The organism is Burkholderia sp. Bp8992, assembly GCF_003853705.1.
In the GTDB taxonomy this organism is placed as follows: Bacteria; Pseudomonadota; Gammaproteobacteria; order Burkholderiales; family Burkholderiaceae; genus Burkholderia.
In genome coordinates this window covers 163,044-176,963 of sequence record NZ_QTQI01000014.1, presented here as the reverse complement: position 1 = coordinate 176,963, position 13,920 = coordinate 163,044, and the positions used below count along the sequence as shown (strand labels likewise).

Annotated in this window: 11 protein-coding genes; 8 read left to right on the top strand and 3 right to left on the bottom strand. The window is 66.4% G+C overall.

All coding sequences use genetic code 11. The features are described from left to right. Nucleotides 1-97 precede the first annotated feature (97 nt). The 3 genes from DIE03_RS21415 to DIE03_RS21405 are packed head-to-tail and all read left to right on the top strand — an operon-like array spanning nt 98 to nt 2,193. Nucleotides 98-544: a nuclear transport factor 2 family protein gene (locus DIE03_RS21415; RefSeq protein ID WP_034178922.1), complete on the top strand. Its 447-nt coding sequence runs from the start codon at nt 98-100 to the stop codon at nt 542-544. Between the two features lie 34 nt (nt 545-578). Continuing rightward, nucleotides 579-1,616 (top strand): hydrolase, encoded by a 1,038-nt coding sequence (locus DIE03_RS21410; protein ID WP_124453781.1) that lies wholly within the window; start codon nt 579-581, stop codon nt 1,614-1,616. Next, a complete protein-coding gene (locus DIE03_RS21405) occupies nt 1,609-2,193 on the top strand; it encodes a DUF2946 family protein (protein WP_124453779.1) in 585 nt (194 codons plus the stop codon). Before DIE03_RS21410 ends, DIE03_RS21405 begins: the two co-directional genes overlap by 8 nt. Before the next feature lie 21 nt (nt 2,194-2,214). Here the strand turns inward: DIE03_RS21405 and DIE03_RS21400 are convergent, their stop codons facing one another. Further along, nucleotides 2,215-3,909 (bottom strand): M48 family metalloprotease, encoded by a 1,695-nt coding sequence (locus tag DIE03_RS21400; RefSeq protein WP_124453777.1) that lies wholly within the window; start codon nt 3,907-3,909, stop codon nt 2,215-2,217. Nucleotides 3,910-4,178: 269 nt separating this feature from the next. On the opposite strand from DIE03_RS21400, the gene moaC reads away from it, so the two are divergent. The 5 genes from moaC to DIE03_RS21375 all read left to right on the top strand — a co-directional run bounded on the left by moaC (nt 4,179) and on the right by DIE03_RS21375 (nt 11,043). Next, nucleotides 4,179-4,667, top strand: coding sequence for a cyclic pyranopterin monophosphate synthase MoaC (gene moaC, locus DIE03_RS21395; RefSeq protein WP_124453775.1), 489 nt, complete (start codon nt 4,179-4,181; stop codon nt 4,665-4,667). 113 nt (nt 4,668-4,780) lie between these two features. After that, nucleotides 4,781-7,474, top strand: a complete 2,694-nt coding sequence (locus tag DIE03_RS21390) for a type VI secretion system Vgr family protein (protein ID WP_124453773.1) — start codon at nt 4,781-4,783, stop codon at nt 7,472-7,474. Next, nucleotides 7,467-8,372: a hypothetical protein gene (locus tag DIE03_RS21385; RefSeq protein WP_124453771.1), complete on the top strand. Its 906-nt coding sequence runs from the start codon at nt 7,467-7,469 to the stop codon at nt 8,370-8,372. Before DIE03_RS21390 ends, DIE03_RS21385 begins: the two co-directional genes overlap by 8 nt. Nucleotide 8,373: 1 nt before the next feature. Beyond that, complete coding sequence (locus DIE03_RS21380) at nt 8,374-9,609, top strand: WD40/YVTN/BNR-like repeat-containing protein (protein WP_409364428.1); 1,236 nt, start codon at nt 8,374-8,376, stop codon at nt 9,607-9,609. 273 nt (nt 9,610-9,882) lie between these two features. Beyond that, nucleotides 9,883-11,043: a glycosyl hydrolase gene (locus DIE03_RS21375; protein ID WP_124453822.1), complete on the top strand. Its 1,161-nt coding sequence runs from the start codon at nt 9,883-9,885 to the stop codon at nt 11,041-11,043. 181 nt (nt 11,044-11,224) lie between these two features. Here the strand turns inward: DIE03_RS21375 and DIE03_RS21370 are convergent, their stop codons facing one another. Further along, nucleotides 11,225-11,575 carry a TonB family protein gene (locus tag DIE03_RS21370; RefSeq protein WP_124453769.1) on the bottom strand — a complete coding sequence of 117 codons (351 nt, stop codon included), beginning with the start codon at nt 11,573-11,575 and terminating at the stop codon, nt 11,225-11,227. 452 nt (nt 11,576-12,027) lie between these two features. Then, nucleotides 12,028-13,806 (bottom strand): Wzy polymerase domain-containing protein, encoded by a 1,779-nt coding sequence (locus DIE03_RS21365; protein WP_124453767.1) that lies wholly within the window; start codon nt 13,804-13,806, stop codon nt 12,028-12,030. Between the last annotated feature and the right edge of the window lie 114 nt (nt 13,807-13,920).

The window sequence follows — 13,920 nt, the reverse complement described above, 5'->3', positions numbered from 1 at the left end:
CACGGCGCGCCGGGCAATCCGATTCACCGGTGTACGGCGGCTCCATCCGGGCCGCCGTGCTGAATACGGCGCGCGACGCGCGCGAGAGATAACCCCGATGCCACGTTTTGCCCGCCTTTTCGAAGCCGCTGCCGATACGCTGAACGCCTACTACCAGGCCGTCGCCGATGCCAATCTCGACGCGCTGCTGGCGTTGTGGATCGACGAGGATTTCGCCAGCTGCGTATGGGCGGACGGCGAGCATCTGCACGGCCTCGACCAGATCCGCAGCGGGCTCGCGAACCGGCTCGCCACGCGCCCCGTGACGATCGAGCCGCTCGACATCCGCGTGTACGACAGCCTCGGCACGGTCGTGTATACGATCGCCGAAGCGCATCAGCAGGCCGACCTGACGGCCGAACCCGACATGGTTTTCGCGACGTACGTGATGATTCACGAACGCGGCGAATGGCGCATCGCGCACATCCACGCGAGCCCGATTCCCGAACAGGCGGCCGGGCAGTTCGCCGCCAAAATCCGTCACGGTCAGGGCCCGCTGCACTGACGAAGAGACGAAGCAACGCATACGCGGGGCGATCATGAGTACGGCTTCTCCGCCCACCTCGCCGCTGACCGGGGCCCCGGCCCCAGACGACGACACACTGCGCTATCGCGCACCGCGCTGGCTACCGAACAGTCACGCGCAAACCATAGTGCCCGCGCTGTTCGCGCGGCGTCCGGTTGTCGCTTACCGGCGAGAGCGATGGGAAACCCCCGACCACGACTTCATCGATCTCGACTGGGTCGCCCATCTCGACAGTGCGGCGCCGGCGCCCGACGCGCCGCTGTTCGTGCTGTTCCACGGCCTCGAAGGCAGCTCCGGCTCGCACTACGCGCTCCAGATGATGGCTGCCGCGCGCGCGAAGGGCTGGCACGCCGTCGTCCCGCACTTTCGCAGCTGCAGCGGCGAGATCAACCGCCAGCCGCGCTTCTATCACCTCGCCGACAGCGCCGAAGTCGACTGGATCCTGCGCCGGCTCGCCGCGCAGCATCGCGGGCCGCTCGTCGCGGCCGGCGTGTCGCTTGGCGGCAACGTGCTGCTGCGCTGGCTCGGCGAGCATCGCAGCGACACGTCGATCGTGCGCGCCGCCGCCGCGATCTCGACACCGATCGACGTCCATGCGGGCGGCCGCGCGCTGTCGCAGGGGTTCGCGATGGTCTATACGCGCAGCTTCCTGAAGACGCTCAAGCGCAAGGCGCTCGCGAAGCTCGACCAGTACCCGGGGCTGTTCGACCGCGAAGCGATGCTGCAGGCGGTGACGATGCGCGACTTCGACGAAGTCGTGACCGCGCCGCTGCACGGCTTCGCGGACGCCGACGACTACTGGACGAAGGCGACGACACGGCCGTTGCTGCCCGCGATCGACGTGCCGACGCTGATCCTCAACGCCCGCAACGATCCGTTCCTGCCCGAATCGGCGCTGCCTGGCCCGGCCGACGTGTCGCCGGCCGTCGAGCTCGACCAGCCCGCGACCGGCGGGCATGCGGGATTCATGACCGGGCCGTTCCCCGGCCGCCTCGACTGGCTGTCGGCGCGGGTGTTCGGCTATTGCTCGAAATTCGTCGACCATGGATGACATCGTCAGGCAAGCACTCGCCAAATGGCCCGACGTGCCGCACTGCACCGGCTGGCTGCTGCTCGACCGGCGCGGCGAATGGCGGCTGCGCGACGACGCCGCGCAGGCGGCCGGCGAGCTCGGCTCGCCGATCCGGCATGCGGCGCTGAACGCGTTCATCGGCCGCAACTACGAATGCGATGCGCAGGGCCAGTGGTTCTTCCAGAACGGGCCGCAGCGCGTGTACGTCGAGCTCGCCTATACGCCGTGGGTCGTCCGGCTCGCCGAGCGCGACGGGCAACTCGTGCTCACCGACCAGACGGGCGCACCGTTCGAACCCGACGAAGCCTGGCTCGACGATGGAGGCGGCGTGCTGTTTCGCGATGGCGGTACGCAGCGCATCGCGGCGCTGCACGATCACGACCTCGGGCTGTTCGCCGATCACGCGGATTTCGATGCCGAGCCGCCCGTGCTGCGCTGGCGCGCCGGCCGTACGCTGCCGCTCGGCAGCATCGTCTGCGCGGACGTGCCCGCCCGGTTCGGCTATGTCGCGAGCCCGGCACGCCACGCCGGCCACCCGGCCGGCAGCGGCAACTGACGCGCAGCCGCGCGACCGCCGCTATCCGCGGCCGTTCTTCTCGTCCTCGCGCTCTTCCTTGTAGCGCGCCTCGAATTCCAGCAGCCGCGCGCCGATGATCGACTGTTCGTAGAACGACACGTCCTTCGCATCGCGCGCTTCCTTCAACTGCCGGATCGCCGACGGCCACGCACCGTCGATCGCGAGTTTCTCCGCGAGCGCGCGGCGCCGCGCGAGCACGTCGCCCTTTCCGTCGCTCGCCTTCGCGAGATAGTCCCACCAGTCCGGCTGCTCGGGATCGGCCGTCGCCTGCGCACGCGCGAGCGTCTGCGCTTCGGCAAAACGGCGTGCGGCAATCAGCGCCTGCAGATGCGCGACGATCGCCGCGTGCGACGCCGGCCAGCGCCGCTGCGCGAGCGCCGCGAGCCGCACCGCGTCGTCGGTCCGGCCCGCGCGGCGCGCGATCTCGGCGGCCAGCACGTCGAGGCTCGGCGAACTCGTGTCCGGATCGCTCTCGCGCCGCTCGCGCGCATCGAACCCCGCGCGCGCCGACGCGAGCGCCTTGCCGGCCGCGTCGCAATCGCCGAGCAACAGGTTCGCGAGCGCGATGCCGTACCAGTTTGCCGCGACGTTCGGCGCCGTGCGATCGTCGATCTCGAGCTGCATCCGGCGCGCTTCGGCCGCGATGTCGGTCGGCGCGCGGTTCTGCAGGATGCGCAGCCGCGCACGCACGAACCCGTATTCGGCCGACTGGCGCGGTTGCCGGTACGGTGCACGGCGCGCGCGATCCTCCATGTCGGCGATCCGCTCGCCGGTCAGCGGGTGCGTGCGCGCATACGCCGGCACGCCCGCGTCGCCCATCGACGCACGGTCGAGCCGTTCGAAGAAGCCCGGCATCCCGTACGGGTCATAGCCCGCGCCCGCAAGCAGCTGGAAGCCGACGCGATCGGCCTCGCGCTCGGCCGAACGCGAGAAGCGCAGCTGGTTGTCGACCGCGTACGCCTGCCCGCCCATCGCGATCGCGCTGCCGAGATCGCCGCTGCGCGCCAGCACGCCGGCCAGCACGCCGAGCAGCATCGTCGCGAGCGCCGTGTAGCCGGTCTTCTTGCTCGCGCCGATCATCCGCGCGATGTGCCGCTGCAGCACGTGGCCCATCTCGTGGCCCACCACCGACGCGAGCTCCGACTCCGTCTGCGTCGTGACGACCAGCCCGCTGTTGATCCCGATGAAGCCGCCCGGCATCGAGAACGCGTTGATCTGCGGATCGCGCACCGGAAACAGGTCGAAATCCGGCGTGTAGCCGCCGATGAAACGCGCGGCGGCCGCGGCCGCAAGCCGCGCCGCCATCGCGTTCAGGTAGTCGCGCACGAGCCAGTCGTCGAGATAGTCGGGATCGCGCCGCACTTCGCGCATCACGCGCTCGCCGAGCCGGCGCTCGGCCTGCGGCGTCAGCGAACCGCCGGAACCGTCGCCGAGATCGGGCAACTCGAGCGCGCGAAGCGGCGCGCGCAGGCTCGCGACCGGCGCCGACGCGCTGCCGGCGTCCGAGAACCGGCTCTCCGCGCCGCCGTACGTGCCGAACACGCCGGTCGCGATGCCCGACGGCATGGTGGAAATCGCCGGCGAGCCGCCGGTCGCCGGCTCGAGCGGTGGCGCGGATGCGCTCTGCGCATGGCCGCCCGGCGGCAGCGCGAGCGCCGCCGACAGCAACACGGCAAGCAACTGTTTGACACGCATGGCAGGATGAAAGCGACGCCGACCCGCGCGAGCGGCGCGCATCGGGGCGTTTGGTCTGAATATTCGGGCCATTGTACCGGCGCCGCGGCGACTGTCCTGTGCCGCGCGTGCGTCATCTGCGCTCCCGGCGACGCAGACGCCGCTGCTATGATAGGCGCCCGTTGAGCGGTTGGATCGGGCCGTTGCGCCGGTATCGGATGCGGTGCCCGGCCGATCGAGACGCAGGATCGAGGGACGTGCGGGCGCACTCCGTTCCACTAGAGGAAGACATGTCAGGACTCACCCATTTCGATGCCGCCGGCCATGCGCACATGGTCGACGTCGGCGGCAAGCAGGAAACGCAACGCATCGCGATCGCGCGCGGCACGATCCGGATGCTGCCGGCCACGTTCGCGCTGATCCGCGACGGCAAGGCCAAGAAAGGCGACGTGCTCGGCGTCGCGCGCATCGCGGCGATCCAGGGCGCCAAGCGCACGGCCGACCTCATCCCGCTGTGCCACCCGCTCGCGCTGACGCGCGTCGCCGTCGACTTCGAACTCGACGACGCGCTGCCGGGCGTCCACTGCGTCGCGCAGGTCGAGACGTTCGGCCGGACCGGCGTCGAGATGGAAGCGCTGACGGCCGTGCAGGTCGGGCTGCTGACCGTCTACGACATGTGCAAGGCCGTCGATCGCGGGATGGTGATCACCGACGTGAGCGTGCGCGAGAAGCGCGGCGGGAAGTCGGGGGACTGGAAGGCGGGAGATACGGCGGAGTGAACGCCCGGGCGCCGCCGGCCCGTTATTTCGAGATAAAACCGTTTATCTCATACAATTACCGGATTCCGCACGAGAGAGCGTGCGAACCAGCACAACAAAAGCGAGCACTGGTGATGAATTCGCAAGCGTTAAGAAGCGCCTTGCTGGCCGGACCGGTCCAGCACGAGCGCCTGGTCAAACTGGATACCCCGCTCGGCCCCGACGTCCTGCTGCCGCATCGCGTCACGGGGCGATCGCGGCTCGGACGCCATTTCGAGTTCACCGTCGATACCGTGTCGGTATCCGACAACCTCGAACTCAAGAAACTGATCGCGCAGCCGGTGACGCTGTGGATCCAGCAGACCGACCAGTCGTACGCGCCCCACCACGGCTACGTGCATGCGGCCCGCCGGCTCGGCTCGGACAGCGGCGTCACGCACTATCAGATCGCCTTTGCGTCGTTCCTGCACTTCCTGAAGTTCCGCCGCGATCAGCGCATCTGGCAGGACCGTTCGGCGGACGACATCATCGCCGACGTGCTGAACCAGCATCCGCAGGCCAAGGGCCGCTTCACGTTCAAGCTCTACCAGCCGCTGCCGTCGCGCTCGTTCTGCATGCAATACGAGGACGACTGGAATTTCGTGCATCGCCTGATGGAATCGGAAGGCCTGTACGGTTTCTGGGAACAGGACAAGGACGGCAAGTCGCACCGGCTCGTCATCGTCGATCGCATCGACGCGTTGCCCGCGCTGTCGCCGCGAACCGTGCGCTTTCATCACGCGGGCACGGGCGACGAAGCCGACACGCTCGTCCAGTTCACCGGTACGCGCACGCTGCGAAGCGTCGCGCGCACCACGCGCACGTTCGACTACAAGCAGCCGCCCACCGCGTCGAATCCGAAAGCCACCCATACGCCGACGATCGCCAACCAGGGTGATCTGCCGCCGCAGCTCGAAGTCTACGAATACACGGGTGCCTACACGTATCCCGAGCAGTCGCGCGGCGACCATCTGTCGAAGATCTGGATGGAAGAGCAGGAATCGCACGCCAAGCGCTTCCACGGTGTCGGCGGTGTGCGGCGCATGGACGCGGGACGTACGTTCGAGTTCACCGAACACCCCGAACACGACAAGGACGACGCCGGCCAGCGCGAATTCGCCGTGATCGAGACCGCGTGGGTCATCGTCAACAACCTGCCTGTCGCGGACGGAGACGCCCATGCCGCGTTCCCGCACAGCTTGCGGGCCGAAGTCGACGACATCGTGCAGGCACGCGGCGGCGATGCATCGCGCGTTCCCCACGCCGACGGCAGCGAGGGCTTTTTCCAGGTCAGCGTCGAAGTGCAGCGCACGACCGTCCCGTTCCGCAGCCCGCTCGAGCATGCGAAACCGCCGATGCACCTGCAATCGGCGATCGTCGTCGCGCCGCAAGGCGAGGAAGTCCACACCGACGAGCTCAACCGGGTCAAGGTCCGCTTCCACTGGGACCGCCTCAACGACGGCGACGAGCGAGCATCGTGCTGGCTGCGCGCCGCGACGTCGGACTCGGGCAGCGGTTACGGCGCCGTCCACCCGCACCGCGCCGGCGAGGAGGTACTGGTCGACTTCCTCGGCGGCGACTGCGATCGCCCGATCGTCGTCGGCAAGCTGTACAACGGCGCGACGAGCCCGCAGTGGCACAGCAACGGCATCCTGTCCGGATACCGGTCGAAGGAATACGCGGGTGCCGGCTACAACCAGCTGGTGCTCGACGACGCGACCTCGCAGAACCGCGTGCACCTGTACAGCAGCCAGACCAACGCGCATCTGCATCTCGGCTACCTGATCGACCATACGGGCAACAACCGCGGCAGCTATCTCGGCAGCGGCTTCGACCTGCGCTCGGACGCATTCGGTGCGGTTCGCGCGAACCGCGGCCTGTACGTCACGACGTATCCGAAACCGCCGGCGAGCCAGCCGCTCGACGTCCAGGAGACGCAGCAGCAGCTCGTCAGGGCGGAAGGCCTGATGGAGGCCATGTCGGAGGTCAGCGCGCAGCATCAGGGCGAGTCGCTCGACCCCGGCCACTCGGCGCTCAAGCAGTTCACCGATGCGACGCAGAACAGCGTGAGCGGCGCCGCGTCGGGCGGCCGGACCGCCGGCGGCGGGACCGGCAGCGCCAATGCGTTCAAGGAGCCCGTGATGCTGTTCGGCAGCCCGGCCGGCATCGGGATGTCCACGCAGCAGTCCGCGCAACTTGCCGCGGACCAGCACATCAACCTCGTCAGCGGGCAAAGCACGCACGTCGCCGCCGGGAAATCGCTGATCGCGAGTGTCCTCGACCGGATCAGCCTGTTCGCGCAGAACGCGGGGATCAAGCTATTCGCCGGCAAGGGCAAGGTCGAAGTGCAGGCGCAGGCGGACAACATCGAGCTGACCGCGCAGAAGGCGCTGAAGCTGATCGCCGTCACGCAATCGATCGAAGGCGCCGCGGCAAAGGAGATCCTGCTGACGTCCGGCGGCGCCTACATCCGCATCGCGGACGGCAACATCGAGGTGCACGCGCCCGGCAAGATCGACATCAAGGGCGCGCAGCATGCGTTCAGCGGCCCCACGCACCTGTCGCAAACGATGCCGACGCTGCCGAACTCGTCCGGCAACTACGACCAGGCGTTCATCGCGCACTGGGCCGGCACCGACATTCCGGTCGCGAACACGCGGTACCAGATGTTCTCGAATGGCAAGCTGCTCTCGGAAGGCGTCACCAACGCGGCAGGCGAAACCGGGCTCACGCAGAGCCACGTGCCGCATGACGTCGTCGTCAAGTTTCTAGGGAAATCGAATGGCTGACGGACAACAGGACAAGGTGCTCGGCACCGGCGCGGGGATGCTGACCCCGACGGGATACCAGGATCGGCCGAAGGTGCAGATCAACATCTGCGACAAGCATGTGACGCCGGCGGCCGATTCCATTATCGGAACCTGTCCGTACTACTACCGGCCACTGCATGGCGAGTACTGGGAAACGGTCGAAAAGGTCAGCAAGTCGAGTATCTGGGCGACCGTCAAGAAATTCGCCACGTCATGGGATCCGTGGAAAGACACGAAAGTTGCCCGTGAGTTGCTGCATCGGCGGGAGAAGCTGATAGAAGTCGCAAGCACCGATTCCGACTGGTCACGCCACGGCAATTTCATGATGCGTCATATCGGGTGCGGACATAAGCCGCCGGGCTACTACGTCAGCTATGGTTACTACTACTGCTCGAATTACGGTAAATACCTGCTTCCGGAGTTGAGCGACAAAGGCAAGGCATGGCTGGCCAGCGCACGCTGGTTCCTGCAGCACTATCTGGAACAGGGTTTGCAGCAGAACATGCGCGGCGACACCATTTCCATCAGGGGCAAGAAGCCGAACAGCGGCGCCTGCGTGATGAACGTGCCGCAGTACACGCTCGAACTGGACGACGAAACGTTCAAGACATACGCGTTCAAGACCCATCCTCTCGCCTATCTCGACGGTGGTCTGGCCGGGCTCGGGCCTATCGACATGACGAATATCCTGATGCAACCCAACACTCAGGAATGGGGCGATGGTAGAACGTACCTCCAGGCATACGACAGCGCCAAAGGTGTCAGCAAGCAATATTTCGACAATACCGTGGAATTCGCAAAAGACGCAGGTGACGCTGTCAACAAAAATGTCGTCGATCCTGTTGCACGGGCACTCGACAAACTGATGTCGAAATGAAATGACGAGAAAATTCCTGAAGCTGTCGCTCGGTGCGGCAGTCGTGCTCATTGTCTTGATTGTCGGGTACTCATATATGTCGAATGACTGGCAGGTCGTTTCCAACAATTTCATGAAGAACAGCACGCCGTACGGCGGAGGCGACTTCGTGATATCGGGAAACGAAGCGATCACGCTGAAGATCAGCGATCCGGAGATTACCTTCAAGCCGTACGCGGAATGGAAGGACAAGGAAAAGGCGGAACCGGCCGAAGCCTGGATGAACGACAGCCGCGAAACGCTGAATCGGACGTCGGTCGAATTCTGGCGCGGCCCGGTGAACAGCGACATGACGCGCCATTTCAAGCAGGTCGGCCAGAACGCCGCCTGGTGGCACGCGAAGGATTGGACGGTCGAATTCATCAGCACCGGCTGGATGGACTACAAGTCGCCTCAGCCTGCCGACGGCCTGACGCCGCAAGTGACCAAGCTCTGGAAGTCATCCAATGGCGGACGCGACTGGGTGCAGCTCGCGTGGCCAGAAGACCGGAACATCGGTCGCCTGCTGTTTCTCGATCCGCAGCGCGGCTATGCGATCGGCTGGGGCCCGCATGTGTGGCGCACGTCCGACGGCGGGCAATCGTGGCGGGAAATCGAATTGCCGCCGGGCGCCGCGCAGGCAAGCAAACCTCGCCGCACATTTGACGGCATCGACCTCGGCCCGGACGGCACCTTGCGCGTGGCGTACCACGTCGAGAAATCCGAGCAAGCTGCCGCCGGAAGCGTCGTCTATCGGCTCGGTTGGGAGCAATCCGCGTTCGCGCTGGATGCCGTTTTGCCTGAACAGGTGATCGTCAACCTGTCCTCGTCACCGACCGCGTCGAATCACTATGCGCTTTACGCCCTGTCGCGCCTCGGTGAACCGCGCAATTCCGGCAATCCCGCCGACAAAGGGCAACGCGTCGGTGCCATTTCCACCTGGACGAACAGTGCACCCGAGCAGGTTCAGCAGTTGCATACGTTTGACGACAAGCTGACGCTCGATAGCCTGAGCGTCGGCCGGGACGGATTGCTGCTCGTCTACGCAACCGACTCCAGCCGCAACGGCACACCGCTCGATCTCACGTTCGTCAGCAGCGACGCGGGAAAGACCTGGAGCTCGAGCACGGAGAAACCGACTCAGGGCGGATATTTCAATGCCCAAACGAACACGCTGTATTCGCTGGTCGCCTATACGCTCAAGAAGCGGCAGTTCTGACCGTTCCGATGCGATTACCGCGGGGCCCCCGTCGCGATTCCGGCGTCGGCTCCGCGGCCTGCGGCCGATCCGAAATGGCCGGGCAATGCGGGGCCCGGCCGCACGATCGCGACGCGACGCCTGCCGTAGCTGTCAGATACCGGCCCTGCCGGGTCGGTCATGTCTCCGGGTGACCGCGTATCCAATGACATGCAAACACACACTCGCCGGATAGGGCTCGTCGTGAGCCTCGCCGTTCTGGTCGTGGCGACATTCGGTCATGTCCGCCCCACGATGGATCGGGAGACGATTTCGACAAACTTCATGCGGGACGAGACGCCATACGGCGGCGGCAGCTTCCGCATCAAGGGCAATGACGTGATGAGCGTCAAGCTCGCCAATCCCGTAGTAACGTTCAAGCCCCAGCCCGAATCGAACGAGCCGCAGCGGCCCGAGCCGACCGAAGCGTGGATGAACGACACCGGCGAGTTGCTGAACCGCATGACGATCAGTTTCTTCCGCGGAACCATCGATGGCGGGATGACACGCCATTTCCAGCAGGTCGGCCAGAATGCCGCCTGGTGGTACTCGCCCGACTGGACCGTTCAGTTCATCGGCACGTCATGGATGAACTACAAGGCTCCCGAGGCACAAGGCGGCGACGCGCCACAAACCACCAGGCTGTGGAAATCGACCGATGGCGGCCAGATCTGGTCGCAACTTCAATGGCCCGCTGGCCAGAACATCGGCCGGCTGCTCTTTCTCGATCCGCAGCGCGGCTACGCGGCCGGCTGGGGGCCCCGCATATGGCGGACTTCGGACGGTGGAAACACGTGGCAAGCGATCGATGTGCCGGCCGATGCGCACGTCGGCAGCGAAACGCGCCAGGATTTCAATGCAATCAGCCTCGGCCCGGACGGTGTTCTGCGGATCGCCTACCATGTCGCACAGACTGCCGAAGCACCGGCTCACAGCGTGGTCGACCGGCTCGACTGGGAGCAGCACGCATTCGTGACGGAAACCGTGGTGCCGGGTCAGGTCATCACCGCGCTCGACACCACACCGGGACCGGCACCACACTATTCGCTTTACGCGCTGTCGCGTCTCGACAAGGAGCAGAACGGCGAGGGTCGTGACAATGGCCACCGGACAGGCGCCATTTCCACGTGGACGAACGACCATCCCGACGCCGTGCGGCAGTTGCGCACCTTCGACGGGAAGCTCAGGCTCGACAGCATGAGCGTCGGTCGTGACGGCCTCTTGCTCGTCTACGCAACCGACCCGAACTCGGGAGATCGCGGCGGCTCACCGATCGACCTGACGTTCAGCAGCACCGATGCGGGAAAGTCGTGGAATCAGACGACCGACAAGGTCGCGCAAGGTGGTTACTTCGACGCACAGACCAACACGCTGTACTGGCTGCACGGATTCACGCTGAAGAAGCGGATCTTCTGATCGCGTGCGGGAGGCGTTGCCGGCCGGTCTGCGCCGATACGGCGAGCCGGCCCGCTACGGCTCGCCCGAGATGCTTCGAACACGAATCTCGAGCGCTCGGCACAACTACCGCGTATATCGACTTTCGATAGCCACGCACAACCGGTGCAGCCGCCTACGCACGACGTGCACTGCCCGCACGTCACTGGCCGCGTGACGGCTCGAATACGAACGGTTGGGTCAGCAGGAACGGATTCGCGGTCGCGCCCGTCTGCACGCAGCTTGCGTGCGTCATCGCGTCGACGGCCGCGCGATCGGCCGCCGCGTTGCGACTGCTCGTCGTCACGGTGACGTTCTGCGCTTCGCCGGATGTCGTCATCAGCGCACGCACGAGCACGGTCACCGGGCGCGAGAGCGGTTTGGCGGTGTCCGGATAGACGGCGCGCGGAATGTGACAGGTCAGCTTGCTTTCCTGCGACGACGACAGCATCGCGCAGCCGGAAAACAGCATCGCGACGGCGGGAAGGATCAGGTAGGTCGAGCGAATAGCCATGGTCGAATATCGTTCTTGGTACTGTTCCGGACGAACGCGTCGCGCCCAGGAAAAGTGCCCAGGGCCACGTCACGTGCGTCACACTGCGCCGCGGCCATCGGACCGGCGCCCCGTTACGGCCGCACGGCCGATGATGCTCGGCCGCGATCCTGCCTGGCAGACTACCCGGATGGCCGGGACGCTGCCTGTATTCATGCCGGCCGGCCCCCGCGCCGGCGGGCACGCGAGCGCTTTCGCGCATTGTGCACGCGGCGCCTCGTCAGCGGCGGCGATTTGACAATGGTTGACGCGAATCGCCGTTCATTCGACTGGAATCCACGCGATCCGCGATGTAATCGATACGCCGCTCGCGTCCCATGGCTCGCGCCGGGCTGCCCTGCCCGACGCCAGCCTCCGCCGCAGCGCGACACAATCAACGCCGGAATTCCCCGTTCCGGCGAGTGCTTCGCCCATCAATCCGAATCGTCGTCGTCCGAATCGTCGGCCGCATCGGCCGGTACTTCCCCGTACTTTGCCACGACGGCCGCCCTGAACGTCTTCAGCGCCGGCTGCTGGTCGCACAGCTTGTACAGCAGCGCCAGTTGCTGCGGCCAGTCCTTCAGCTCCTTCGCAAACACATGCAGGCGCGCGACGGTATCGAGCGCGTCGGCTTCGCGGCCCGCCAGCGCCTGCAGCACCGCATAGCGGCGCAGCACCGTCTCGCCGGGCAGCAGCGCGATCGCGCGCTCGTGCGCCGCGAGCTTGGCCGGCAAATCATCCGCCGAAATCGGCAGCAGCGTGGCCGCACCGTATTCGCCCCATGCGCCGAACAGCAGCGACGGCGCATCGCGGTACTGCGCAGCCGGATCGCTGCCGTAGTAAAGCACCTCCGCGCGCTGGTAGTCGCGCAGCACGGGCACGGCCGCCAGCACGCCGCCGAACGACAGCACCGCGAACAGCCCGAATGCCGCGCGACCCGGCAGGATACGCAACGGCTTCACGTCGAGCAGCCCGATCACGAACATCGCCGGCAGCAGGAAGAACATGTACTGCTGCGGATACTCGACCAGCGCATGCATCAGCACGATGCCGATCAGCGCGAAGCCGAACACGCGCATGCTCGACTGCGGCGCGCGCATCGCGCGCACGAACCACGCCACGAGCGTGACAACGAGTATGCCGAGGCCGACGAGGCCGGACTTCGCGAGCAGGTCGATGAAGATGTCGTGCGAGTTGTTCGCGATTTCAACGCCGCCGAGCGTGCGCACGAGCGCAAACTGGTGCGACGGGAATTCGCCCCAGCCGACGCCGAGCAGCGGATGTTCCCGGAACATCGCGAGCCCGTACTTCCACAGCGCGAGGCGCGGCGCGATCTGCCCCGCGTCGCGCATCCGGTCGGCCGCCGATTCCGCGAGATTCAGGTGATAGTGCACGTTGGCCCAGCGCACCGCGACGTTCACCGCGACGAACGCCGCCGCGAGCACGACCGGTATCAGCCACGCGCGCGCATTGCCCGGCGCGCGGCGCGATTCGAGCCACGCCATCCAGAAGCCCGCGACGACCATCACCGCGACCTGCAGCCACGGCCCGCGCGACACCGTCAGCGCGAGACCGACCGACAGCACGAGCGACAGCGCGAGCCACGCCCACACCGCGAGCCGGCGCGTCTGCACGAGATACAGCGCACCCGCGAGCGCGAACGCGATGTAGCTCGCCAGGTGGTTCGCCTGTGCCATGTTGCCGTACGGGCGGCGGTCGACCGCGACGTTGTACATCACGACGAACGGCGAAACGGCCGACTCGAGGTGGAACAACTGCACGATCTGGGTGCCGACCGCGAACACGCCGCCGACGATCAATGCGCCGGCCATCATCCGCGACACGGCTTCGGCCAGCCCGTCGCGCGCAAGCGCGTAGCCAGCCTGCATCGCGACCAGCGCGGCCGCGAGGTAGCCGACCGCCAGCCAGTTCATCGACGGCACCTTGAGCGGCATCAGCACGGTCTGCGCGATCAGCACGGCGGCAAACCCGAGCGGTACGACCAATGCGGCCGGCGCAGCAAACGGCTCGGCCGGGCGTTCGGTGCGCGTGAGCAGCACGACGGACAGCCCCACCAGCAGATACAGCACCAGCGCGGAAAACTCGGAATAGAAGGTCGGGATCGGATACGTGTGATTCGTGATCGCGTACGGCACGATCAGGGCGACAGCCAGCGCAACGAGCGACAACGAACGGGAAAAAGTAGAAGGCATGAGCGAACCGGATGTCAGCAACCGGCGCACTATACAAAACTTTCCCTCCTCTGTGCGGGGCCGTCGCGCCGCGACCGGGCGCGAAACAACGGCCCCGGCCGGCCGAAGCGGCGG

Coding starts and splice junctions, on each gene's coding strand:
- moaC (WP_124453775.1), top strand. CDS start 4,179: ATGTCAGGACTCACCCATTTCGATGCCGCCGGCCATGCGCACATGGTC.
- DIE03_RS21405 (WP_124453779.1), top strand. CDS start 1,609: ATGGATGACATCGTCAGGCAAGCACTCGCCAAATGGCCCGACGTGCCG.
- DIE03_RS21400 (WP_124453777.1), bottom strand. CDS start 3,909: ATGCGTGTCAAACAGTTGCTTGCCGTGTTGCTGTCGGCGGCGCTCGCG.
- DIE03_RS21375 (WP_124453822.1), top strand. CDS start 9,883: ATGGATCGGGAGACGATTTCGACAAACTTCATGCGGGACGAGACGCCA.
- DIE03_RS21380 (WP_409364428.1), top strand. CDS start 8,374: ATGACGAGAAAATTCCTGAAGCTGTCGCTCGGTGCGGCAGTCGTGCTC.
- DIE03_RS21365 (WP_124453767.1), bottom strand. CDS start 13,806: ATGCCTTCTACTTTTTCCCGTTCGTTGTCGCTCGTTGCGCTGGCTGTC.
- DIE03_RS21385 (WP_124453771.1), top strand. CDS start 7,467: ATGGCTGACGGACAACAGGACAAGGTGCTCGGCACCGGCGCGGGGATG.
- DIE03_RS21370 (WP_124453769.1), bottom strand. CDS start 11,575: ATGGCTATTCGCTCGACCTACCTGATCCTTCCCGCCGTCGCGATGCTG.
- DIE03_RS21410 (WP_124453781.1), top strand. CDS start 579: ATGAGTACGGCTTCTCCGCCCACCTCGCCGCTGACCGGGGCCCCGGCC.
- DIE03_RS21415 (WP_034178922.1), top strand. CDS start 98: ATGCCACGTTTTGCCCGCCTTTTCGAAGCCGCTGCCGATACGCTGAAC.
- DIE03_RS21390 (WP_124453773.1), top strand. CDS start 4,781: ATGAATTCGCAAGCGTTAAGAAGCGCCTTGCTGGCCGGACCGGTCCAG.